This window comes from Paenibacillus agaridevorans (assembly GCF_003112455.1).
Classification (GTDB): Bacteria; Bacillota; Bacilli; order Paenibacillales; family Paenibacillaceae; genus Pristimantibacillus; species Pristimantibacillus agaridevorans.
Map to the genome: position 1 here is coordinate 114,284 of NZ_BDQX01000458.1, position 21,405 is coordinate 135,688.

Genomic DNA, 21,405 nt, shown 5'->3' on the forward strand with positions numbered 1-21,405 from the left:
ACATCTCTGCTTGTGTCAGATCGCATATGACGATGCGCCGGCCGTCTTTTGCATGCTTCGCGATCGTGCCGCCCATGCCGATCTCCGCATCGTCGGCATGGGCGCCGAATACGAGAATATCGACGGACTCCATTATTCGCCCACTCCGGGCTTGTATTTGTGGACAAGCTCTCGCCATGCAAAATCGCCGCGTTCTACGGCCTTAACAAGCACCTCGGCAGTCGCGATATTTGTGGCTACCGGAATACCCTGCACGTCGCAGAGACGGAGCAATGCGATAATATCCGGCTCGTGCGGCTGGGCCATCAACGGGTCGCGAAGGAAGATAATGAGATCCATCTCGTTCTGCGCAACCATAGCGCCTATCTGCTGATCTCCTCCCAATGGCCCCGACATAAACCGGTGAATGGACAAGTCTGTTTGCTCCATAATGCGGGCGCCCGTCGTGCCGGTAGAATATAATTGGTGTGGAACGAAAACATGTTCGTATGCCGTAACGAAATTGACGATCTCGTCCTTCTTTCTGTCGTGGGCAATAAAGGCGATATTAAGCATGACGTACCCCTCTCTAGCTGAACAATGATAGGTTAGAATCGTTATGAATCCATGATGTTTAGATAAATAAGGTTAATCCATGATGTGCTCGAAGCCGTAGATGAGCCCGGCATACGTCATTACCTTCTTGACCGCCACGTTCACGCCAGGCATATAACCTGCACGATCGTAAGAATCATGGCGAATCTTGAGTGTTTGGCCGTAGCCGCCGAAGATGACTTCCTGTTGAGCGAATACCCCCGGTAATCTGACGCTATGTATCCGGAAGCCATTATAATAGCCGCCCCGTGATCCTTCAATTGTCTCTTCTTCCTTTGGGTTGCCTTGACGAAGCTCTTCGCGAACCTGCGAGATCAGCTCCGCGGTTTTGATCGACGTGCCGGAAGGCGCATCCAGCTTTTGATCGCCATGATATTCGATAATTTCGACATGAGGCATATATTTGGAGGCCTGCGCGGCGAATTTCATCATAAGAATGGCGCCAATCGAGAAGTTCGGCGCGATCAGTCCGCCGATTCCCTTCGACTTGCAGAGCTCGTCCAGCTCCACAATTTGTTCAGGCGTAAAACCCGTCGTTCCGATGATTGGACGAACACCATATTCGATTGCGGTCTTCGTATTGCCATAGGCCGCCTGCGGTACTGTAAAGTCGACGAGAACATCGGCCTTGGCCGAACTGAGCGCTTCGTCCAGCGTCGCGCTGACGATTACGCCGCAATTGGGCTTGCCCGCGAAAATGGCGGCATCAACAGGTCCTGACGAAGGGCTGACTGCAGCTACAAGCTGAAGCGTTTCATCCTCCAGCACCATTTTTACGACCTCGCGCCCCATTCGGCCGGCTGCTCCGATTACCGCTACTTTAATAAGCTCAGTTGACATGACGATCACCCTATCCTTTGCTATTCTTCCTTATCTTCCGCCTCGTGTCGGCGTACAGCCGTCGTGCCGCTGTATGCTGAGGGTCCAGCTTCAAAGCTTCCTTGACAAGCTTGCCGGCACGCTCATAATCGCCTTCCGTATAGCGCACCATCGCTAGCGTATAAAAACCGTCAAAGCTTAACGGATCCAGCGAGATCACTTCCGCAAGCTTATCTCCCGCTTCCAGAAGCCGTGGCGGTACCGATGCGAGCAGTACGCCTACTTCCTCAAGCAGCAGCTTGGAGCGAATCAACTCCGAATAATAAATGTATTCGGAGTTGTCCGGCTCAAGGGCGATAGCCGTGTCCGAGTAATGTTTTGCCTTGGTCCACTTATTGCTTCTGGCGCAGGAAACCGCGCATTTATGATAATAGCCGGCATTGTCCGGCTCCGCCTTGATCGCGAGCTCGAACCAATGAATCGCGCTTTCGAAATCGCCGTGAAGAATGTAGTCGTACGCCTTGCGTATGCAGCTTTCCCCGTCCATATCCGTCCCTTCCTCCTTGTACAGGATTGATGGTACAGCATATGTCGGGAGCTTGCTTACAGTTCGTTTTTATTTCTTCGTCCAGCGGTTCGCATCACGCGTGTTGAACTTGTGCATCACTTTATTATGGGCTTCAGTCAGATCGATGTCGAGCGAATTCGCGAAACATGATAAAATAAACAGGATGTCCCCAAGCTCCATCTCGACACTGTTGTCCGCTTCGTCCGCTTTTTTAGGTTTTTCGCCATATTTATGGTTAATTTCCCTGGCCAGCTCCCCGACTTCTTCCGACAAACGGGCCATTAATGACAGCGGGCTGAAGTATCCTTCCTTAAATTGCGAGATATAATCGTCAACTTCGCGTTGAATATCCGCCAATGACTTTTCACTCATGACTGCGCTTCCTTTCCTGACAATCGCTATTCTTTTCTATGTTACCGTATTGCTCAGGCGAAAATCAATGTTTTTTCAAGGCTGTAATTAGGGCGTGTCTGAATACTCTGAGGGGAGCAGATTTTGCCGAATTTTCGTTCCATGCAAGGAACTTTTGTAAAGGCGTACCGGGGGTACGTCAAGCAAAAGTGACGAAGCAGGGGGCGGAAAGGCGGTGAAAGATGCCCCAGAGTGGGTTTTCAGACACGCCCTAAGCCATACTAAGAGCAACAACCGCTTACAAACCGAAGGGGGTTTTCAGTTCCATGAACCGCATCATGTCCCAAGCCAGAATCATATTGCCCATCCTCGTCGGTACCGCCGTCTACGCATTCGGCCTTCAATATTTCCTGCTGCCCAATTCATTAATGGAAGGCGGTGTAACCGGTATTGGAGTACTGTTGAATTATGCAGCGGGATGGCCTCTCTCCATTACGACGCTGGTATTGAATATTCCGCTGTTTCTGCTTGGCTGGAAGGCTCTCGGCAAGCGACAGATGCTTTATACGATTATCGGCACCGTCTCCCTGTCGTTGTTCCTGGCGTTGTTCGAACTATTTATCCGAAACCAATGGATCATTCCGTTTCACAGTTCCAACGACAACATGCTTATTGCGCTCTATGCAGGAGCCACCCTAGGAGCGGGTCTTGGCATCGTCTTCCGATTCGGCGGCACGACAGGCGGCATTGACATTATTGCCAGAATTTTGTCAAGACGAGGCTTCAGCATGGGACAGATCATCCTTGTATTCGATGCGGTTATAATCGGCGTATCCATGATCTACATATCGTTAGAAAAGGTATTGTATACGTTAGTTGTTGTATTCATCGCATCCAAGATCATCGATTTTATCCAGGACGGCGCCTATTCCGCCAAAGCAGCCTCCATTATTTCGGATCATAGCAAGGCAATCGCCGACCGAATCACGGTTGAACTGGAGCGGGGGGTTACTCTGATGCCCGCTAAAGGCGCGTTCTCCGGGCAAAGCAAAGAGATCGTCTATTGCGTCGTGGGACGGTACGAAACCCGTCGCCTCAAAAGCATTGTACGCAATATCGATCCCCGAGCGTTTATCGTTATTACCGATGTTCATGACGTTTTAGGTGAAGGCTTTAAGGAAGAATAGCAATTGAACTACCCTTTTAAGGATTATTTTATTGATTTGACTCCGTAAGGCATCTGGCGGTATTTTCTCCATCCCACATAGGTCAGAACAGCCGATATCATCGTCCCCACAAAGAAAGCCCAACGCAGGGGGTATACAGCAGTAGCCGGCGCCAGGGCTGGCATGTCGCCGGTTTCTTTGCGGAAGATGTTATCCAGCACGGCAGCTACCCCGTCCAGCGATTGCAGTGCGTTTCTAAGAGTCGTCGCTGCGCTGGATCCCCTATCCGTTTTAAGCGCATTTATCCTCTTGTCCACGTAATCCATTTGTTGGATCAGCTCCTGAGTACGCATGCCGTGGCCGCTGATGGCAGCTGCCGCATCCATTCGAAACACATGCATCCGCATCGTCTCAAGCAGCGCGCCTGCGGCATTAGCTGCCGCCTTCGTATCGTTCGTGCTTCTCTTTAAGGCTTGTCCAATCAAGGCGACATCCTCTCGCAGCAAATAATCGTATTGCAGCCACAAGGAGCCATTGCCGCTGACGACGGCATCCAGCGACAATCGGACTTTGACGGCAAGCTCCCGCCATTCGTTGCCTGGCGCGCTCCTCGAAAGCGCTGTTTCAATGGCGGCCAGATCGGCTGCAACTGCATCCCAGCCCTCTGCATAACCATAGGAAAGCAACAGCTTATTGCTCATTCCCTTCTGCAGCTTTTGCACTTGCATATAAGCAGACTGACGATTATTATTTATGGCGGCATTATACAACGCAATCCCTATCTCGTCCATCCGATATAACGAATCGTAAGGCTTCCCTGAAAACAAAGACAATGCCTGAGAAGTCGCTCCCGCTCCTCCCCAGACGACGCTCGCCGATCCGATTGTCATGAAGATACATATGATAAATGGAACTGCAACTCGTATTCTCACGAACATCTCCCCCCATAGACCATACTATGAGGAGTTGTCCAAGCTTATGACAGAGGGATCAGGATTTGCGGAATCGGCCCGCTAACCAGGCCGCGGCAAAACTCGCCAGCGAAAGCCCATACGTAAACAGCTCGACGGCGGCTCGATCGTCTTCGAGCTCGTCAGGCAGCCACGGATTGACGTTAAGCGTGTAATCCACGGTGTCGTTAATCAGCAACCAACCTAACGCCACAGCAAACGCCGCCGTACCGGTTTTCATAAACCTGACATATAGCAGCGCTTCGACAGCCATCGCAAGATGAGAGACGATCAGCATGTAATGGGTCCAATTTAACACGTCTCCTTGCGCTGCCCCGGCTATGATCATCGAGACCGCCCAAATCCCGTATTTGACGGATGTGACGACAGCCAGCGCTTCGACAATGACCCTTGCCATATTGGCGATGCGGGTAGGTTTCGTAATGGGGAATAGCAGATATAATAGTGACATAGTAAAGAATAAACTTGCTGTCGGAGAATCTGGTACAAACGGCAGCGTCCACAGCGGCTTGTTGACAGCTGTCCACTGCAATTGGCTGTCATACCAAATGTACCCGTATATCGTACCGAGCAAGTTGCAAATAAACAACAGCCACAGAAATGATCGATTGAGCAGAAAACCTTTACTCCAGAAGAAGGAGATCCCCATAACGTTCTTCCTTTCAAAAAGAACCTGACCGTATATTACCGATCAGGTTCTTGACGATTAATTATTGAGTCTGTTTGGACAGCCATGCCGCAATCGAGTCAATTTCTTCAGTAGACAGTTGACCATCGTAAGCAGGCATCTGATTACGACCGTTCGTAATCGTGTCCGCAATCTCTTCCTGACTTAGGCGATTACCGATACCGAGCAATGCAGGTCCTGCACCGCCATTAAGATCAGCTGCGTGACAGCCGATGCATTGCGCTTGAATAATCGCTACTGCAGGATCATCGGGTTCGATAAAGGCTGCAGCTTTCTTAAGCGGATTAGGTCTTGGTTCGCCGCGTTCGATCGCTTCCTTCGCTTTTTCCGCGCGAACGTGATGTTCCGGTGTTTGACCGTTCTGATCCAGCATATGCTGGTAGTGGTCCCAAGATACGACCGTCAAGTATGTGCATGCTGCCAAAGACAGAATCATAAGAGACGATGCGATTGGACGACGGTAGAATCGACGTTCCTTCCCCGTATCCAGGAACGGAGCCAGAAACAACGCTCCAAACATAATCGCCGGGATGCCCATCGTGCCGAGCAATACATAATCTTGCGATACATATGGATATTTCAGAAATTGATACAGGAACAAGAAGTACCAGTCCGGCATCGGGATAAACGCGGTGTTCGTTGGATCCGCGGGATATCCCAGCGGAGCAGGCTCTGCGATCGTCCATGCCAGGAATCCGACAAGCACTACGCAGCCGACCATCCATTCCTTAAGCAGGAAGTTCGGGATGAAAGCTTCCGACTTGCCAGGGAACGAAGTATAGTCGGGAGGCGTCTGTATGCCTGCGCCCTTCTTGACACGAGAGTCGCCGACAAAAACGACTTTCTCGTTCGATTTATGACCGTGCGCCATAAGATAGCCCTCCTTCGCTTAAAGTGGTCCTGAAATGCCTTGCTTCCGGATCATCAAGAAATGCGCCGCCAGCATGGCGATCAGTGCGCCAGGCAGGAAGAATACGTGAATCGCGAAGAAACGAGTCAACGTCTGCGCGCCTACGATGTCGCCTCCGTACAGGAAGTCGGCGATATACGATCCGATGTATGGTACGGATGCCGCGATTTCAACCCCTACTTTAGTTGCGTAGTAAGCTTTGTTATCCCATGGAAGCAGGTAGCCCGTAAAGCCCAGACCCAGCATAATGAAGAAAATCAGCATTCCGACTACCCAGTTCATCTCGCGCGGCGCCTTATAGGAGCCGGTAAAGAAGACGCGAAGTGTATGTAGGAACATCATTACAATAACCAGACTTGCGCCAAAGTGGTGCATGCCCCGAACAATTTGGCCGAAGGCGACCTGGTGCTGCAGGAAGTCAACGCTCGCGTAGGCGTTAATAATATCCGGCACATAGTACATCGTCAGGAACATGCCCGACAGGATCTGAATAACCGTGATAAAAAACGTCAAGCCACCGAAGCAATAGACGAAAGCAGAAAAGTGATGCGCCGGGTTAACATGTTCAGGCACTTCATGGTCCGCCACGTCTCTCCAAAGCGGCGTAATGTCAAGACGTTCGTCGATCCAGTTGTATACATTCTTAAACATCTGAAATACGCCCTCCTTAGACTCTAGTGTTCGGTTTGATGGCTCCCAGATAAATAAAGCCTTGATCGATCATGACGTCGTACTCGTCGAGCGGCGTATTCGCAACGGTAATGTTCTTGCCGTCCTTCGAATAACGCGCATCGTGACATGGACAATCGTATTCGTTTTTCCCCTTCGTGTTCCAGGCAATCGTGCAGCCTAGATGTTTACAAACCGGAGACAACGCGAATACCTCTCCTTGCTGGTTCTTGGAGATCCATGCTACCAGCTCCGGTTCACTTTCGTACCATCCATCAACCTGGTGAATTTTAAATTTAAATTCTTGCGGTTCGTTCGTAATCTTGCTTTCTTCGACAACCTTTACGTACGCGCTTTCCCCCTTCTTCTTAAGAAGAGGATCTGCCGCAAAGCGAACCATCGGCAGCACGGCACCGCCCATCATGAAAGCCGTTGTGCCGCCAAGCGTGTATGACAGGAATTGACGCCGGGACATTTCTTTACGCTGAACGGGACGATGCGACGTCTCGTGTTGTTCATGATTACTCATCTTCTGTTCTAACCCCCCTTTGCCAACCATATCTCGCGTCTTGCCGCACGGCAAAAACACATGACGAACTAGGACATTACTTATAATAGCCTAGGTGCTTGGGAGCGTCAAGAATATGGCCCGATATTTGCGTCATTCTGGAAATGGCGTTCAATAATTTGTTGTCAATTTGTCACATTTGACCTGCTATGGCATTTGTTTTCCCCATAATTCGATTATATTATACGGAAACAATGGCATTATAAAGGAGATCCGCCACTCCATAGCTCTCTAATTTGTGAACTCACGAATGCAGGCTGGAGTCCTTCGCCGTTATCATCCTTCTGCAGAATGAGATCGGCGCCGGATAAGGTCATGTCCAATGTCGGGTTGGCGGTTGCGATGATAATGTAAACAAATCCGGCGTCCCTAAGTTTATCCACATACCCTGCCAGGAAGGTTCCTGCCCTCTCTGCTTCAGATAAATAATGACAAGCCGGATAAGTTACGACCCTGCCCTTGAAAGGGATCTCGACAAGATCCAGCACGTCTCTGAGCTGCTCCAGCTTCTCAGTAGCTTCGTGGGGAGACTCTCCGCCCGTCAAGCCTGTTACGGGCAGCAGACAGGTGTCTAGATAAGGCGACAGCTCGTCCCACCGCTCCTTTTCGATTTCACTGAATTTCATTCCGTTTTCCCCGTTTCTCTTATTTCCTCTCATCCTATCCTTACTATTCTACAAAAGAAAGCTTCCATGCGCCAGTGCGGAATGTTCCGACCTGTCGGGAAGCTTCTTTGCTCTATTGTTTCAGCTCATTCAGTTGCTTGACTAGACGGTAGAACGTATCCTCGTCGCCGTCTGCAAGCGCCTTATCGATGGCGTGGTGCAACTGCTTTGTTTGAAATTTGAGCACCGCTTCGTCCAGCACCATCTCTGCTGTCAAAGCTAGCATCGCCTCGTACGTTACTTTCATTTTGTCCATAGGATACACCTCCACATCGGCTCATGAGATCCTATATTCGATTCCTTTCGTTACGTAGCTTTCCATCGTCCTTCTCATTCGCTGCAAATCGTCATCTGTCAATTCTCTTACGACTCTGGCAGGCGTTCCGAGAGAAAGCGTATAGGATGGTACCTTCTTGTTCTCCGTAACAATCGAACCGGCCCCTATTAAAGCATATTCACCGATGTCGGCGCCGTTTAGTACGATTGCCCCCATTCCGATTAATGTGCCTCTGCCCACCTTGCATCCATGGATGATGGCGCTGTGGCCGACCGACACTTCATCTTCCAGTATAAGCGGCTGATCTGTATTGACATGCCCTACTACGTTATCCTGTATATTGCAGCGCTCACCGATGCGGATTGGCGCCAGATCGCCCCTTAGAACAGCATTGAACCATACGGTGCCGAAAGCTCCCATGGATACGTCGCCAATGATCCGCGCTCCCTCTGCCACATAGCAGTCTTTTTCAAACGCCGGAACGATTCCCTTGTAAGGTATGAACATATTGTATATACTCTCCCTTCTCTACCTCTATTGGTGGGAGAGATTTTACCAATTGGCTAAGTCAAAGTCAATGGGCCAGCTTCAATCCCTTTCCCGAGACGATTGCTTCTCCTGCTTTCGTCATCCTTACAACCGTGCCGTACACGGGATGCTCTCCAAGTCTCAGCAACCCCAGATGCATCATAACCGTCATGATCCTTCGCTCCATAATCGCGTCGGCATCATCGTAATAATAAGGTTTTACGAAAGGTAGCAGCACCTTTTTGATCGAATCTGCGCTGACCCATTCTCCAGCGAGCGCACCTATCCAGTGAACGAGCGACAGCAAGTTCGCTACGGGCCCCTTGTACAGACGGAGCCAATAAGCGTATAGTGCCTCACGCTCCTCGGGCGGCACTCCCTTTAGACGCTCAAGTCCTTTGTCGGTGACGGAAAGGCATTCGTTTTTTTCGCTGAGATAGCCGTTGCTGGCACAGAAATCGTACAGTAGCGAGAAACGATCTGGATACACATTAAAGTGGCGGCCATACCCGAAGCGCCATGCTCCTTTGCCAGGCAGTTCCTCCCGTACGCTCATTCGGTCCAGAAGCTGCAGCAAAAACCGCTTGTACATCGACCCATCTGCTGTCAGCTGAATTTCATTATGGTGCACGTAGTGCAGCAGATGCTTGATATCTTCTGTCATGAGGTCCTGCTCGTCTCTGTACATCGGCGGATCATCCGTATAGACGAGCTCCTTCGCGAATCGGCGTTGAAGCGTCTCCTTAAATCTCGTCTTCAAATCGCGCGGCACTTGAAACAAGTAACGATTGGGGCCGCTGAAGCCATTGAATAACCAACCCTGATGCTTGAAGCGCGCAATCACGTCTCTAGGACTTGGCGGAGGAGCAGGCATCACGTTTTTTTTCCCGCGCTTTGTTTTGGATGTTGTCTTCTCGGGAGCCGCAATCTGCTCGATGCCGAATCGTGATTGCTGTACTCTCGCGATCAAATCCTCCAGACTGTACGATTCGCGCGCTTCGAACAACAACGAATTCAGAAATCGCATTTCCTCCAGCTTCATGACGTCGATCTGCTCCTCGAATACGTCATGTCGGCTTACTCTTGCCAGAATGGACTGGATAAGCTCATTTTTGGAATTGCCGTTGCACTCGCATTTATACACATCCGCTATTCGACTGAGCTGGCCGATATCCGCGTATCCGAGCATATCCGATAGGTTCATGGGTTACTCCTTTCTTCGCAGATCGGTTGAAATATCTTTCATGGCGATCGCTCAAAGGTTTTATTCCCATTATTGGACAATTCCGAATTTTAATACCTCATATGGAGAGAGAGTCCTTGGTCTTGTTTCAAAAACAGATTGGCCGCTACCTGGCAATTGTGTCGAACGAAAGGTTTTGAGCCCCATTAGGGCGTTCAGGTGCTCATCCTGCCTGTTAGTCAGACGAAACCATAAGCGTTACTAACGTCCATGGCTGCTAATCAGAGTTACTTTCCGGTCCATCGGCGTTTTTAACGCCTACAGCTGCTCGTTCCAACCTATTGTTCACAAGTCTTGGAGTTACATCATTTCCAAACAAAAAAACCGCTCATTCGTCCATGTGGACGAATAGCGGCTTTTTATTGCTTCACGGTATCCAGGTGTTGCGTACAATTATGAAGGACCGGCTCCCACTTCTCTTCGTTCAACGACAGGATCGAGTAAGACAAATTGCCGAGGCGTTGATCTTGAAGCGTGGAGCACATCGCTTGCAGCAGATGGGCAATGAAGCTGCCGTGCGATACGATAAGAATGTTGCTCGCCTCTTCCGCTCTCGCCAGCTCAGTGATCAAGCTCATCCCTCTGGCCCGCATCTCCGCATCAGATTCCGCGCCTAACTTCAGACTTCGCCAGTCTGCTCCCCACTTTTCGACTCGCTGCGGCTCTGTCGTTCCTTCAACCTCACCGAAATAACGTTCTCGCAGCCTTGTATCCGGCGCGAGCAACGGCACTTGCAGCCGGTCTGCAATTATTTCCGCGGTTTTCCGGGCACGGGCCAAGTCGCTGGACAACACGGCATCCCAGATTTTTTTCTCCGTACTCAGTCTTTCCGCAAGAGCAGCAGCTTGCTTCAAACCACTCTCGTTGAGCGGAATATCCGTCTGGCCTTGCAGTATGCCTGCGGCATTCCAATCTGTTTCTCCATGCCTAACCAATCCGATGAACAATGGATTTCACTCCTTCTGTCTGCGTGCGTCTTGCCGTAGGTTCGATCAGTGCCGCGTACGGGACAGCCAGTTCATAATGAGAAGCGCCATCACCAGGCCCAGAAGCGAGAGCGCGACGTAATATTGCGGGAATGTCGGCACTACCTGCAAGACGAATGGATCGCTGATACTGGCAACCGGTACTTCCGCGTAAAAGCCGGTAGCGCCGAACACATCGTCTCCCGAAGCTTTAGCCGTATCAATAAGCCCGGTCATCGCCTGCATTTGAGCCTGGGTGGGCGCATCTCTGTAATCGAATACGAATACAAAGAAAGCGACGGCAAACATCGCCATACATGCCGCGATCAATATCGACATGTTGCGCCGGAACGACTTGGAAAATTGATAGCTTTTGCTCGGGACCGGCATGAACCACGATTGCTCTGCATAAATGCGGTCCATCACGTTACGAGTCACATGCTCGGAAGGTCCTATGACGACTTCCTGCTCCGATAACTCCCGGATCAGACTGTCGCTTTCTTCCCATAAGCCGAACAACGTCGAACAATCCGGGCAGTCCAGCAGGTGCGCTTCCATCTCAATTCGAATCCCGTCGTCCTCGGACATGTCTCCGTACATCGGGAGTTTATCCTGAACTTCCGCACATCTCATCTTATATTCATCCCCTCGAATGGCTCCATTGATGTCATTCCTCCGAAATACGGCTCGAGCTGCGTCTTCACGCTGGCTCTTGCACGGAACAGAAGCGACTTGACGGAGCTGACCGATTGTCCCAGAATGCTTGCGATCTCTTGGTAATCGAGTTGGTCATATTCTCGCAGAATGAGCGCGGAGCGCTGTTTCTCAGGCAGATTGTTAATGGCATCCCTTACCATGGTCATTCGCTCGTTGCGCAGCAGCTGCTGCTCGGGCGCCAAATCCGGCGACGCCAGCGGCTCAAAGCCGGCTTCATCCAGCGAGACGTTAGCCGCCTTGCTTTTGCGCAACTCGCTTAGCACCGTATTGCGCGCAATCGTATACAACCATGTCGAAAAGGAAGCGTCCATCTCCCTGAAGGAATGCAAACTCCGATAGGCTTTATAGAATGTTTCTGAGCATAAATCCTCGGCAAGCAATTCCAGCTTCGAGCTCTTCAGCATATGGAAGATAAAGGCCATGATCTTACGCTGATACCGGCTCATTAGCTCGGAGTACAGGTCGACATTGCCATCCTTTATCTCACGTATAAGCTGGGAATCAGTCATGACAGGCGAACCTCCTCCACCTGCAGGTTATTCCCGGACCACCTGTAACATTGTACTGGTTCGGGAGCCAAAAGTTGCGGTCGACTTCAGAAATTGTGAATCGAGTCCGCGGTAATTAAATATTCGAGTTCCATTATCAAATTCCTGCTTCTTTCGACAAAAAGGATATTTATCCTTCATCCCCCTTTTGTTCCAATAACTAGCGAATGGGTTCCGATAACGAAAAAACGGCAAAAAAAAACCACTCCGAGGAGTGGCCAGCATCCATGCCGAACGCTGAAGTATTGGATAGGAGTGGAGAGAAACCATACTGTACTTTTATTATATGTATACGCTTCCAGTTTGTCAATAAGCGCTTTCATTTTTCTTTCGGCATCTTATGGCATTTTGATTCATTTGATGTCATAAAAAAATCCCCGGCCTTGCCCATAAGGGCAGGCCGGAGAATTCTCGTTGCAAGCCGGAAAACGTTATTGATGAACAGCGTAACCTGTTCGATCCAGCAGCGCGATGGCCCCGTCCAAATCATCCTGCGTCCTGAAAGACAGCCGGAGCACGCCGGGCACGTCCTCCCTGCTCTCTATGATCTGAAGATTGCTGAGATTAATCCGATTGTTTCCTAGCTCCGTCGCGATTCTTCCGATGATGCCGGGATGATCGGGAACGTCGACATAACAATCATATACGGAATGTATCATGCCCTTCCGACGCTCTGGCATTCGGCTGCGGAAGTCGCCGGCCGTACGGAACGATTGTTCGATGCCGGCGCCGTCCATCTCTTCCAGCATCTTCGCAAAACCTTCCATCTCCGACTTCCAGTCGCGGAGCAGCTTCAAGAGCACTTGCCGATTATCGATCAGAATGTCTCGCCACAGGGCTGGATCGCCGGAAGCTATCCGCGTAATATCGCGGAAGCCGCCGGCCGCAAGCGATTCATATAAGCCGTTGTGTTCATTATATCCTCGAACTTGATTGACAAGCGCTACGGCGATGATATGAGGAAGATGGCTGATAGCGCCCACAATATCATCATGGGACTCGGCATCCACTTTTACAATATTCGCTCTTGTGTGCGACAGCAGCTCCGTGAGCCGCTCTACCGACTCTGGCGTCGCAGAATCGCTAGGCGTTAGTACGTAGAAGGCATTCTCCAGGAGATGGTACGAGGCAGCCTCTACGCCTGTTCGTTCTGAGCCGGCCATTGGATGGCCGCCGATGAACACGGCATTGCTTAACTTGAGGGTTTCCGCGTAAGTCGTCACAGAAGACTTCGTGCTGCCAACATCCGTAACGATGCATCCCTTTTTGAGATTGAACGTGTTGATCTGATCCAGATACTCCTGCATCATGCCGACCGGCACGCACAAGAAAATAAAGTCCGCAGCTTCTGCAGCCTCTTGCACAGAGGTCGTGCCTTCGTCTACAACGCCTCGCTGCAGATATTTTTCGACCGAAGCCGGACGATTGGAGAAGCCGATCACTTTTATGCCCGGCTTTCCCTTAAGGCATAACGCGATGGAGCCTCCGATAAGTCCGACGCCGAATATAGAAACAGTTATCATCCTGATTGGTCTACACCGTCACTTCCTGCAAGACTTGCCCCAGAGCCGAGATAAACTTCTCGTTCTCCGCCTGCGTACCTACGCTTACCCGGATATGGTTCGGGTAGTAGGTCCAGCGTGCTCTAACGATGATGCCGCGGCGCAGCAGCGCATCGAATACTTCCGATGAAGGACGTTTCACATCAACCATGATAAAGTTGCCAAATGCAGGAAAATGAACAAGTCCCATCTCGTCGAATTGCGCCTGCAAGTAGCGAATGCCTGCCAGGTTGTTCTCGCGGCAAGTTTGCAGGAAGCCGTCATCCTCGAGAGATGCCTTTGCTGCAGCTTGCGCGGCGCGGCTTGTATTAAACGGTTCGCGTACTTGATTAATAAAGCGAACGACGTCAGGATGGCCGACACCGTAGCCGATACGAAGCGACGCGAGACCGTATATTTTGGAGAAGGTACGCAGCACGAGAAGATTATGATGTTCATTTAGCAGCGACACGCCGTTGCTATACGATTCGTCATTTACAAATTCTCCGTATGCTTCGTCAAGCACGACCAATACATGCGTCGGCACCGACTTCAAGAAAGCGGACAGCTCTTCGTGGGAGACGATCGTCCCCGTCGGATTGTTGGGATTGCAGACCCACAACACTTTCGTGCGCGGCGTAACCTTCGCCAGCATCGCCGGCAAGTCATGACGGCCATCTCTGAGCGGCACTTCAACGATGCGCGCATTCTCTACCTCGGCATTATGTTTGTACTGAGAGAAAGTTTCGTCGGCCATTATCGTCTCGTCGCCCGGCGCCAGGAAGGCACGTGCGGTCATTAAAATAATATCGCTGGATCCCGCTCCGAAGATGATCTGATTCGGCTGTACGCCAAGTCTCTCGGCTAATACAGCCGTCAGCTCGACACTGGCTCCGTCTGGATATATATGCGTATTCGACACGCTCTCGATAATTGCCGCTTTGGCTTTCTCGGAGCAGCCATTCGGATTTTCATTGGAGGCAAGCTTGATCACTTCGCTTAAACCTAATTCTCTCTTCACGTCTTCAATCGGTTTCCCCGGTTGATACACGGGAAGATGGACGATATTGCTTTTGGGCTGCATTTCGTCATTCACCCCTTCAATTTGGATATCAGCTGTATAATTGCTAGTTTGTATTGTCTCATATCTCTTTATCGATTTAAAGAGGTTGTTCAAAAAGTAGTATGGTTAAAACAAAAAAATGGCGCTGCTCGGGAATTTCTTCCCGATTAGCGCCACGAGAGCATAAAACAAAATCTATTGCTGTCAGCCTTTCAGTGAAGCAACGAATTGACCGACCAGACGCAGCCCTTGCTCCCTTGTATCTGAGTTTTGCAGCAGCGGCAGCTGCTCCTCAATCTGCCTGACGATTGCGCTGCCAACCACAACGCCGTCGCAGATCCGCTCGAACCGCGCAACCTGCTCGCGGTTGGAAATACCGAACCCGATGCAGATCGGCTGATCGGTTGCTTCCCGGACCGTAGCAAGGAATTGTTCAATGCCGCTGTGGAAATCCGCGCGGACGCCCGTTACGCCCAACGAGGATACGCAATAGACGAAACCTCTCGCCTTGCTTGCAATCCGTTTCACGCGGTCCTGCGAAGTTGGCGCTACCAGCGGGATCAAATGGATATTCGCCCCTTCGGCCAGCTCGCGCACCTCTTGATCCTCTTCGATTGGCAGATCGGGAATAATAAGCCCGCTGATTCCTTTCGCGACGACAAGCTCGAAGAATGCATCCAGACCGTATTGAAGCACAGGATTAAAGTAAGTAAACAGAATGAGAGGTATTTGTACGCCGGCTTCGCGCGCGCGCTCTGCAATGCCGATACAATCCGCCAGCGTCACCGTTCCTTTAAGCGCCCGCTCGGATGCTCGTTGTATAACCGGACCGTCCGCAAGCGGATCGGAATACGGCACCCCAAGCTCGATCATGTCCGCTCCCGAACGCTCCATCTCCTTAATAAGCTCAAGCGTCGTATCCAGATCGGGATCCCCGACCGTAATGAAAGGCATAAGCGCCGATCGACCCTCGCGCTTCAAGCTTGCAAATTTCGCATCAATGAGATTCATCGTCGTTGCCTCCCAAATATCCCATAATCGCTTCGACATCTTTGTCGCCGCGGCCCGATAAGCAGACCACGATTACTTTGTCCTTATCCAGCGTTGGAGCCAGCTTTAACGTCTGCGCGATGGCATGCGCCGATTCCAGCGCCGGAATGATGCCTTCCGTGCGAGACAGCAGCTGCAGCGCGTCCAGCGCTTCCGCATCCGTGATCGGTACATATTCGGCACGGCCCGAGTCCTTTAGATAAGCGTGCTCCGGTCCGATTCCGGGATAATCCAAGCCGGCGGAAATAGAATGAGCCGGAAGGACCTGGCCATGATCATCCTGCAGGACATAGCTTAAGGAGCCCTGGAATACGCCGTGGCGGCCCTTCGTCATGGTTGCGGCATGCTCATCTGTATCAACGCCGCGTCCCGCAGCCTCCACGCCGAGCAGACGAACGCCGTCGTCATTAACGAACGGATAGAAGATGCCCATGGCATTGCTTCCGCCGCCGACGGCAGCAACGACGTAATCCGGAAGACGGCCTTCGAGACCAAGGATCTGCTCGCGGGACTCGTCGCCAATAATCCGCTGGAAGTCGCGAACCATCATGGGATACGGATGCGGGCCTGTAGCCGAGCCTAAAATGTAGTACGTATCGTCGACATGGCTGACCCAGTAGCGCAGCGTCTCGTTGCAGGCATCCTTAAGCGTCTTTGTGCCGGAAGTGACCGGTACGACCTCGGAGCCCAGCAGATTCATCCGGAAAACGTTAAGCTGCTGGCGCTTCATATCCTCTTCGCCCATAAACACCTTGCATTCCAGTCCAAGCAGAGCCGCGATCGTAGCCGAAGCTACTCCGTGCTGGCCCGCGCCTGTTTCCGCGATAATTTTCGTTTTGCCCATTCGCTTGGCAAGAACGCCCTGGCCGATCGTGTTGTTGATTTTGTGGGCGCCCGTATGGTTCAAGTCCTCCCGCTTCAAGTACACCTTGGCCCCGCCAAGCAGCTCGGTCAGCCGTTTTGCGTAATAAAGCGAAGTAGGGCGGCCGGAATAACGGTGCAGCAACTCGCGAACCTCGCGTTGAAATTCAGGGTCCTTGGAATAATGGGTATAAGCCTCTTCAAGCTCAAGCAGGGCGTTCATCAACGTCTCTGGCACATATCGGCCGCCGAACTTGCCGAATCTGCCGCTTGCATCTGGAATCTGTGTCATGATTCAATCACCTTTCTCACGAATGCTCTTATTTTGGTTATATCCTTCCGTCCATCGCTTTCTACGCCGCTCGAAACGTCAACGCCGCCCGGCGAATAGCCGCGGACGAGCTCTCCGACATTCTCTTCGCGCAAGCCGCCCGCCACGTACAAGGGCAGATCGAAACGCGCAGCCGCTTGTTTGTAGGCGTCGATGGCCTGCCAATCGAACGGCTGCCCGGTACCGCCTCCCGGTGCGTCGATCAGCACAGCATTAAGCAAGCCACGATATTCCTCCAGTTGGCTAACGGCGTATTCCCGCAACGAAGCGTGTTGTTCTCTTACCTGACCATCGCTTTTGCCAACGGAGAACACCCGCCAAATTCCGATGTCAGGATGTTTGTTCTTCAGCGCCCGGCAATAGTCCGGACTCTCGGAGCCATGCAGTTGGACGACTTGCAGAGGCGCTGCCGCCAGCAGTTCGTGCATCTCGGCAAGCGGCATATTGACAAATACGCCTACCGTTACCGGCGGCTTGCCTTCCGCAGCCCCAATACGTCCCGCAGCAGCAAGCAACGCAGGAGCCTCGTCGATTGACACTTGCCGCTTGCTTGGCGCAAATACAAAGCCCATCTCGTGGAAGGGAAGGCCGTCCATCGACTCGATGGTTGGCACATCCCTTAATCCGCATATTTTGATCCGTGTTGGAGAATCCGTCATCCCCGCACCGGCCCCATCAAATCCTCAACCGCGCCGCGCACGCTGCTCTGACGCATAAAATGTTCGCCAATCAATACGCCATGCGCTCCCACGGACTGGAGATAGGCCATATCAGCCGGGCCTGCAATGCCGCTTTCGCTAATGATCGTTACTCCGGCAGGCATCATGCCGATCAATCGCTCCGTTGTCCCAAGATCCGTTACGAATGTTTTAAGATTGCGGTTGTTAATGCCGATCAGTGTCGCTTTTTCCAGCGACAGAACCCGATCCAATTCCTCCTCGTCGTGGACCTCGACCAGCACATCCATTCCTAACGCCCGTGCCAGCTCGTAGAACTCCGACAATTGCTCCGTCGTCAAAATGGCTGCGATCAACAAAATGGCATCCGCGCCGATGAGACGCGCCTCGTAAATTTGTCGATAGTCGATAATAAAATCCTTGCGCAGCAAAGGAACATTGACCGTTTGTTTGACAAGCGTCAAGAAATCGTTATGACCTTGAAAGTAATCGCGATCCGTCAAAACGGAGATGCAGTCGGTTCCTGCTTCTTCGTAAGCCCGTGCCAGACCGGCCGGCTCGAAGTCCTCCCGAATCAATCCCTTGGACGGCGATGCCTTTTTGACCTCGGCGATAAGTCCCATGTTTCTGTGGCGGCCATCGGGTCTAAGCGCTTGCTCAAAGCCGCGGCAAGCTTCCATTTCGGCAATACGTCTTTCAATATCGGATAACCAGAATCGGCCCGCCAGTTCTTCTACCTCGGCGCGTTTGGTTGTTACGATTCGCTCAAGAAACATGTGTCAACTCTCCTGTCGTTTGAATAAGCTCTTGCAGCTTGGCCATCGCCCTGCCCTGGTCGATCACCGCTGCTGCAAGCTCCACGCCATCAGCAAGCGTAGAGGCGAGGCCGCCTACGTAGATGCAAGCTCCTGCATTGGCCAATACGATATCGCGATAAGCTCCGCGTTCTTTCCCGTCGAAGATGGAACGAATAATGCCGGCGTTGACGGCTGGCTCTCCGCCCTTAACTTCGCCGATGGGATGACGGCGCAAGCCGAGTTCTTCGGGCGTAAGATCAAATGTCCTGACAACGCCGTCTCGCAGCTCCGATATTTGCGTTGGAGCGGAGATGCTGATCTCGTCCAGTCCATCGTGACTGCTGACGACCAGCGCTCGCGACAGACCTAGCTCTCCCAGCACTTCCGCAATCGTTTCGGTTCGGGTTCGATCGTACAAGCCCAACAACTGCCGATCCGCGCCTGCCGGATTCGTCAGCGGCCCCAGCATATTAAAGATCGTGCGAATGCCTAATTCGCGGCGCGGCGCGGCGGCATGCCGGAGCGACGGATGATACAGCTGGGCGAACATAAAGCAGATGCCGATATCATGCAGACACGCGGATGCCTGTTCGGGCGTCAAGCTGATCTGAACGCCGAGAGCCTCCAATACATCGGCGCTGCCGGTCTTGCCGGACATGGCCCGGTTGCCGTGCTTCGCCACGCGTATGCCGGCTGCCGCTGCAATAATCGAGGAGGCCGTCGAAATGTTGAACTTATGAATGCCGGAGCCTCCCGTACCGCATGTATCCAGCAGTTCGCCAGAGCCGGCTTGCACATGGTTGCCATGGCTGCGCATTGTTTCGGCGAAGCCTGTAATTTCGTCCTTCGTCTCGCCTTTCATGCGCAGCGCGGTAGCAATGGCGCCGATCTGGGCCGGCGTCGCTTCTCCCTGCATAATCGTTCCCATGACCTGCGAGGCTTCCGAACGCGTCAGATGCTGGTTTCCCACGACTTTGGCCAGCGCTTCCTGGATCGTAAAAACCTTAGTCTCCATCCTAACCCCGCCCCTCTCTCGATGCAATCTCGTAATCCGAATTCACGCGCGCGCCGGATTGCTCTTGCTTGGGTAATGGCTTAGGCGATTGGCCGAAGCTGGCTTCCGCTGCGCGAATGGCTTTAAGCATTCCTTTGGCTTTGTTGATGGTCTCCATATATTCACTCTCCGGAACGGAATCCCAAACGATGCCTGCTCCGCTCTGAACATATGCTTTGCCATGCTTGAAAATAATGGTGCGAATGGTAATGCAGGTGTCCATCGTGCCGCCAAAACCCAGATATCCGATCGCTCCGGCATAGGCGCCGCGGGCTTCGTTCTCAAGCTCCGCGATGATCTCCATGGCGCGCAGCTTGGGAGCGCCCGATACGGTGCCCGCCGGCAAGCAAGAGATAAAGGCATCAAAGAAGTCTTTGTCCGGATGCAGCTTGCCGGATACGTTGGACACGATGTGCATGACGTGGGAGTAACGTTCGATCTCCATAAAGGAATCGCAGCGGACGCTGCCGAACTCCGATACGCGCCCAATATCGTTGCGCCCCAGATCCACCAGCATCAGATGCTCGGCTCTTTCCTTCTCGTCGGCAAGCAGCTCGGCCTCTAGCGCCAGATCCTCCTCCGGCGTAACTCCGCGAGGGCGCGTACCGGCAATAGGTCTTGTCTCCACGCGGCCGCCGGACACTTTCACCAGCGCTTCAGGCGAAGTGCCGACAATGACCTCATCGCCCATCTTTAAATAATACATATATGGAGACGGATTCATCGTACGAAGTACACGATACACATGCAGGGGATCGACATCCGTCTCGATGCTGAATCGCTGTGACAATACCACCTGGAAAATATCGCCGGCACGGATATATTCTTTCGCCTGCTCCACATTGCCGATGAATTGTTCCTTCGTCAGATTCGACTGAACGTCTCCCAGGTCGGGATCCAACGGGTATGCTGCTGCGGGGGCCATAAATCCGATGGCCGGCGGTTGCTGCAGCCTGGCAACCAGCGCGTCAAGCTTCTGGCTCGCCTGCTCGTATGCCGATGCGATCTCCTTATCCGTCGCTCCTTCCGGAATATGAACGTTGCCCACCATCTGCAGCTGCTGCTTCAAGTGATCGAATACGACGACCTGATCGCAGAACATGAACTGCATATCGTTCATCTGCAGATCGTCGACCGAATGCGGCGGCAGCTTCTCGTAATATTGAAGCAGATCGTAGCCGAAAAATCCGATCGCGCCGCCTGTGAACGGGGGAAGCTCGGGCAGCGACGGGCTGCGGAAGGAACGAAGTTTCGCCTTGAGCAGCTCGATCGGCTTCTCCTTAAGCACGGTGCTTCTGCCGTCGTGCTCCAGCACCATTTCGCCGTTCTTGCCGTACAGCTTTAGGAAGGGATCGGTGCCGATGAACGAGTATCGCGCCCATTTGGCCCCGCCCTCCACGCTCTCCAGCAGAAATGCGTGCTCCTCCTTCGCGAAATGCTGGAACAGGCGGATCGGCGTTTCTGTGTCCGCAAGTACATATCGAACGAGGGGAATCAGATTATAAGTACCGGCCAACTGGATCACTTTGTTCAATTCATTCGTCATGGCGATCGACCTCCGTCTATAATTAGCTGCTCTCGCAGAACTTTCTTAACATATAAAAAAGCTCCTGCCGGAAGCAGGAGCGCCTAATGTAATGATAACGAAGAGATCGGAAAGCCAGACCATATCCATACGATCAACATTAAAAGCAACCATTGCCGTAGTTGCGCAATGAAAGCGACAGGCATACCATGCCCCTCCGGGCACCGGCTATGACCAGTGATCGTATATGATAATATGA

Annotated in this window: 26 protein-coding genes; 1 reads left to right on the forward strand and 25 read right to left on the reverse strand. The window is 52.1% G+C overall.

The genetic code is table 11. The features are described from left to right. From PAT3040_RS39395 to PAT3040_RS34150, 5 genes are all read right to left on the reverse strand, one after another. Positions 1-133: PIG-L family deacetylase (locus PAT3040_RS39395; protein WP_258235325.1), on the reverse strand; the 133-nt coding region annotated here is incomplete at its 3' end. Then, positions 133-555, reverse strand: coding sequence for a methylglyoxal synthase (gene mgsA, locus PAT3040_RS34135; protein ID WP_087566970.1), 423 nt, complete (start codon positions 553-555; stop codon positions 133-135). The genes PAT3040_RS39395 and mgsA, both read right to left, overlap by 1 nt. Before the next feature lie 72 nt (positions 556-627). After that, positions 628-1,434 carry a 4-hydroxy-tetrahydrodipicolinate reductase gene (gene dapB, locus PAT3040_RS34140; protein WP_108996409.1) on the reverse strand — a complete coding sequence of 269 codons (807 nt, stop codon included), beginning with the start codon at positions 1,432-1,434 and terminating at the stop codon, positions 628-630. A gap of 10 nt (positions 1,435-1,444) precedes the next feature. After that, the gene (locus PAT3040_RS34145) at positions 1,445-1,960 is read right to left on the reverse strand and encodes a tetratricopeptide repeat protein (RefSeq protein WP_108996155.1); all 516 of its coding nucleotides are present in this window, start codon (positions 1,958-1,960) and stop codon (positions 1,445-1,447) included. Between the two features lie 69 nt (positions 1,961-2,029). Beyond that, the gene (locus PAT3040_RS34150; RefSeq protein WP_087566973.1) at positions 2,030-2,353 is read right to left on the reverse strand and encodes a nucleotide pyrophosphohydrolase; all 324 of its coding nucleotides are present in this window, start codon (positions 2,351-2,353) and stop codon (positions 2,030-2,032) included. Positions 2,354-2,658: 305 nt separating this feature from the next. Between PAT3040_RS34150 and PAT3040_RS34155 the strand changes: the two genes are divergently transcribed. Then, positions 2,659-3,519 (forward strand): YitT family protein, encoded by an 861-nt coding sequence (locus tag PAT3040_RS34155; protein WP_108996156.1) that lies wholly within the window; start codon positions 2,659-2,661, stop codon positions 3,517-3,519. 23 nt (positions 3,520-3,542) lie between these two features. Here the strand turns inward: PAT3040_RS34155 and PAT3040_RS34160 are convergent, their stop codons facing one another. The 20 genes from PAT3040_RS34160 to trpE form a co-directional block, all read right to left on the reverse strand. Further along, positions 3,543-4,430 carry a sporulation protein YpjB gene (locus tag PAT3040_RS34160; RefSeq protein ID WP_181377012.1) on the reverse strand — a complete coding sequence of 296 codons (888 nt, stop codon included), beginning with the start codon at positions 4,428-4,430 and terminating at the stop codon, positions 3,543-3,545. 58 nt (positions 4,431-4,488) lie between these two features. Further along, a complete protein-coding gene (locus PAT3040_RS34165) occupies positions 4,489-5,118 on the reverse strand; it encodes a DUF1405 domain-containing protein (RefSeq protein WP_108996158.1) in 630 nt (209 codons plus the stop codon). A gap of 61 nt (positions 5,119-5,179) precedes the next feature. After that, positions 5,180-6,028: a menaquinol-cytochrome c reductase cytochrome b/c subunit gene (locus tag PAT3040_RS34170; RefSeq protein ID WP_108996159.1), complete on the reverse strand. Its 849-nt coding sequence runs from the start codon at positions 6,026-6,028 to the stop codon at positions 5,180-5,182. 18 nt (positions 6,029-6,046) lie between these two features. Then, positions 6,047-6,718: a menaquinol-cytochrome c reductase cytochrome b subunit gene (gene qcrB / locus PAT3040_RS34175; protein WP_087566978.1), complete on the reverse strand. Its 672-nt coding sequence runs from the start codon at positions 6,716-6,718 to the stop codon at positions 6,047-6,049. Between the two features lie 16 nt (positions 6,719-6,734). Then, a complete protein-coding gene (locus PAT3040_RS34180) occupies positions 6,735-7,265 on the reverse strand; it encodes a Rieske (2Fe-2S) protein (protein ID WP_087566979.1) in 531 nt (176 codons plus the stop codon). A 239-nt stretch (positions 7,266-7,504) separates the two neighbouring features. Continuing rightward, positions 7,505-7,930, reverse strand: coding sequence for a DUF2487 family protein (locus PAT3040_RS34185; RefSeq protein WP_108996160.1), 426 nt, complete (start codon positions 7,928-7,930; stop codon positions 7,505-7,507). Positions 7,931-8,042: 112 nt separating this feature from the next. Beyond that, positions 8,043-8,225, reverse strand: coding sequence for an IDEAL domain-containing protein (locus PAT3040_RS34190; protein WP_108996161.1), 183 nt, complete (start codon positions 8,223-8,225; stop codon positions 8,043-8,045). 21 nt (positions 8,226-8,246) lie between these two features. Beyond that, on the reverse strand, positions 8,247-8,753 hold the full coding sequence (locus tag PAT3040_RS34195) for a gamma carbonic anhydrase family protein (RefSeq protein ID WP_087566981.1): 507 nt from the start codon (positions 8,751-8,753) through the stop codon (positions 8,247-8,249). Positions 8,754-8,820: 67 nt separating this feature from the next. Further along, complete coding sequence (locus PAT3040_RS34200; RefSeq protein WP_108996162.1) at positions 8,821-9,978, reverse strand: hypothetical protein; 1,158 nt, start codon at positions 9,976-9,978, stop codon at positions 8,821-8,823. A gap of 398 nt (positions 9,979-10,376) precedes the next feature. Then, complete coding sequence (locus tag PAT3040_RS34205; RefSeq protein ID WP_108996163.1) at positions 10,377-10,964, reverse strand: histidine phosphatase family protein; 588 nt, start codon at positions 10,962-10,964, stop codon at positions 10,377-10,379. Between the two features lie 45 nt (positions 10,965-11,009). Next, the gene (locus tag PAT3040_RS34210) at positions 11,010-11,615 is read right to left on the reverse strand and encodes an anti-sigma factor family protein (RefSeq protein ID WP_108996164.1); all 606 of its coding nucleotides are present in this window, start codon (positions 11,613-11,615) and stop codon (positions 11,010-11,012) included. Continuing rightward, positions 11,612-12,208 (reverse strand): RNA polymerase sigma factor, encoded by a 597-nt coding sequence (locus PAT3040_RS34215; RefSeq protein WP_087566985.1) that lies wholly within the window; start codon positions 12,206-12,208, stop codon positions 11,612-11,614. The genes PAT3040_RS34210 and PAT3040_RS34215 overlap by 4 nt, the downstream gene beginning before the upstream one ends. A 470-nt stretch (positions 12,209-12,678) precedes the next feature. Beyond that, positions 12,679-13,770, reverse strand: coding sequence for a prephenate dehydrogenase (locus PAT3040_RS34220; protein WP_108996165.1), 1,092 nt, complete (start codon positions 13,768-13,770; stop codon positions 12,679-12,681). A gap of 10 nt (positions 13,771-13,780) precedes the next feature. After that, entirely contained in the window at positions 13,781-14,872 is a 1,092-nt protein-coding gene (hisC, locus tag PAT3040_RS34225; RefSeq protein WP_087566987.1) for a histidinol-phosphate transaminase, read from the reverse strand. Between the two features lie 183 nt (positions 14,873-15,055). Then, a complete protein-coding gene (gene trpA / locus PAT3040_RS34230) occupies positions 15,056-15,862 on the reverse strand; it encodes a tryptophan synthase subunit alpha (RefSeq protein WP_108996166.1) in 807 nt (268 codons plus the stop codon). Next, the gene (gene trpB / locus PAT3040_RS34235; protein WP_181377013.1) at positions 15,849-17,054 is read right to left on the reverse strand and encodes a tryptophan synthase subunit beta; all 1,206 of its coding nucleotides are present in this window, start codon (positions 17,052-17,054) and stop codon (positions 15,849-15,851) included. The genes trpA and trpB overlap by 14 nt, the downstream gene beginning before the upstream one ends. Beyond that, complete coding sequence (locus tag PAT3040_RS34240; RefSeq protein ID WP_108996168.1) at positions 17,051-17,752, reverse strand: phosphoribosylanthranilate isomerase; 702 nt, start codon at positions 17,750-17,752, stop codon at positions 17,051-17,053. Before PAT3040_RS34240 ends, trpB begins: the two co-directional genes overlap by 4 nt. Beyond that, a complete protein-coding gene (gene trpC / locus PAT3040_RS34245) occupies positions 17,749-18,546 on the reverse strand; it encodes an indole-3-glycerol phosphate synthase TrpC (RefSeq protein ID WP_108996169.1) in 798 nt (265 codons plus the stop codon). Before trpC ends, PAT3040_RS34240 begins: the two co-directional genes overlap by 4 nt. Continuing rightward, complete coding sequence (trpD, locus tag PAT3040_RS34250) at positions 18,536-19,582, reverse strand: anthranilate phosphoribosyltransferase (protein ID WP_108996170.1); 1,047 nt, start codon at positions 19,580-19,582, stop codon at positions 18,536-18,538. Before trpD ends, trpC begins: the two co-directional genes overlap by 11 nt. Before the next feature lies 1 nt (position 19,583). Continuing rightward, positions 19,584-21,167 (reverse strand): anthranilate synthase component I, encoded by a 1,584-nt coding sequence (gene trpE, locus PAT3040_RS34255; RefSeq protein ID WP_108996171.1) that lies wholly within the window; start codon positions 21,165-21,167, stop codon positions 19,584-19,586. Positions 21,168-21,405 lie beyond the last annotated feature (238 nt).

What these genes read in the sequence shown, in the direction of transcription:
- PAT3040_RS34165 (WP_108996158.1), bottom strand. Translation starts at nt 5,118, where the DNA reads ATGGGGATCTCCTTCTTCTGGAGTAAAGGTTTTCTGCTCAATCGATCA.
- PAT3040_RS34190 (WP_108996161.1), bottom strand. Translation starts at nt 8,225, where the DNA reads ATGGACAAAATGAAAGTAACGTACGAGGCGATGCTAGCTTTGACAGCA.
- PAT3040_RS34240 (WP_108996168.1), bottom strand. Translation starts at nt 17,752, where the DNA reads ATGACGGATTCTCCAACACGGATCAAAATATGCGGATTAAGGGATGTG.
- PAT3040_RS34195 (WP_087566981.1), bottom strand. Translation starts at nt 8,753, where the DNA reads ATGTTCATACCTTACAAGGGAATCGTTCCGGCGTTTGAAAAAGACTGC.
- PAT3040_RS34155 (WP_108996156.1), top strand. Translation starts at nt 2,659, where the DNA reads ATGAACCGCATCATGTCCCAAGCCAGAATCATATTGCCCATCCTCGTC.
- PAT3040_RS34145 (WP_108996155.1), bottom strand. Translation starts at nt 1,960, where the DNA reads ATGGACGGGGAAAGCTGCATACGCAAGGCGTACGACTACATTCTTCAC.
- trpD (WP_108996170.1), bottom strand. Translation starts at nt 19,582, where the DNA reads ATGGAGACTAAGGTTTTTACGATCCAGGAAGCGCTGGCCAAAGTCGTG.
- PAT3040_RS34210 (WP_108996164.1), bottom strand. Translation starts at nt 11,615, where the DNA reads ATGAGATGTGCGGAAGTTCAGGATAAACTCCCGATGTACGGAGACATG.
- qcrB (WP_087566978.1), bottom strand. Translation starts at nt 6,718, where the DNA reads ATGTTTAAGAATGTATACAACTGGATCGACGAACGTCTTGACATTACG.
- dapB (WP_108996409.1), bottom strand. Translation starts at nt 1,434, where the DNA reads ATGTCAACTGAGCTTATTAAAGTAGCGGTAATCGGAGCAGCCGGCCGA.
- PAT3040_RS34170 (WP_108996159.1), bottom strand. Translation starts at nt 6,028, where the DNA reads ATGGCGCACGGTCATAAATCGAACGAGAAAGTCGTTTTTGTCGGCGAC.
- PAT3040_RS34220 (WP_108996165.1), bottom strand. Translation starts at nt 13,770, where the DNA reads ATGATAACTGTTTCTATATTCGGCGTCGGACTTATCGGAGGCTCCATC.
- PAT3040_RS34150 (WP_087566973.1), bottom strand. Translation starts at nt 2,353, where the DNA reads ATGAGTGAAAAGTCATTGGCGGATATTCAACGCGAAGTTGACGATTAT.
- mgsA (WP_087566970.1), bottom strand. Translation starts at nt 555, where the DNA reads ATGCTTAATATCGCCTTTATTGCCCACGACAGAAAGAAGGACGAGATC.
- PAT3040_RS34180 (WP_087566979.1), bottom strand. Translation starts at nt 7,265, where the DNA reads ATGAGTAATCATGAACAACACGAGACGTCGCATCGTCCCGTTCAGCGT.
- hisC (WP_087566987.1), bottom strand. Translation starts at nt 14,872, where the DNA reads ATGCAGCCCAAAAGCAATATCGTCCATCTTCCCGTGTATCAACCGGGG.
- trpC (WP_108996169.1), bottom strand. Translation starts at nt 18,546, where the DNA reads ATGTTTCTTGAGCGAATCGTAACAACCAAACGCGCCGAGGTAGAAGAA.
- trpB (WP_181377013.1), bottom strand. Translation starts at nt 17,054, where the DNA reads ATGACACAGATTCCAGATGCAAGCGGCAGATTCGGCAAGTTCGGCGGC.
- PAT3040_RS34215 (WP_087566985.1), bottom strand. Translation starts at nt 12,208, where the DNA reads ATGACTGATTCCCAGCTTATACGTGAGATAAAGGATGGCAATGTCGAC.
- trpE (WP_108996171.1), bottom strand. Translation starts at nt 21,167, where the DNA reads ATGACGAATGAATTGAACAAAGTGATCCAGTTGGCCGGTACTTATAAT.
- PAT3040_RS34200 (WP_108996162.1), bottom strand. Translation starts at nt 9,978, where the DNA reads ATGAACCTATCGGATATGCTCGGATACGCGGATATCGGCCAGCTCAGT.
- PAT3040_RS34185 (WP_108996160.1), bottom strand. Translation starts at nt 7,930, where the DNA reads ATGAAATTCAGTGAAATCGAAAAGGAGCGGTGGGACGAGCTGTCGCCT.
- trpA (WP_108996166.1), bottom strand. Translation starts at nt 15,862, where the DNA reads ATGAATCTCATTGATGCGAAATTTGCAAGCTTGAAGCGCGAGGGTCGA.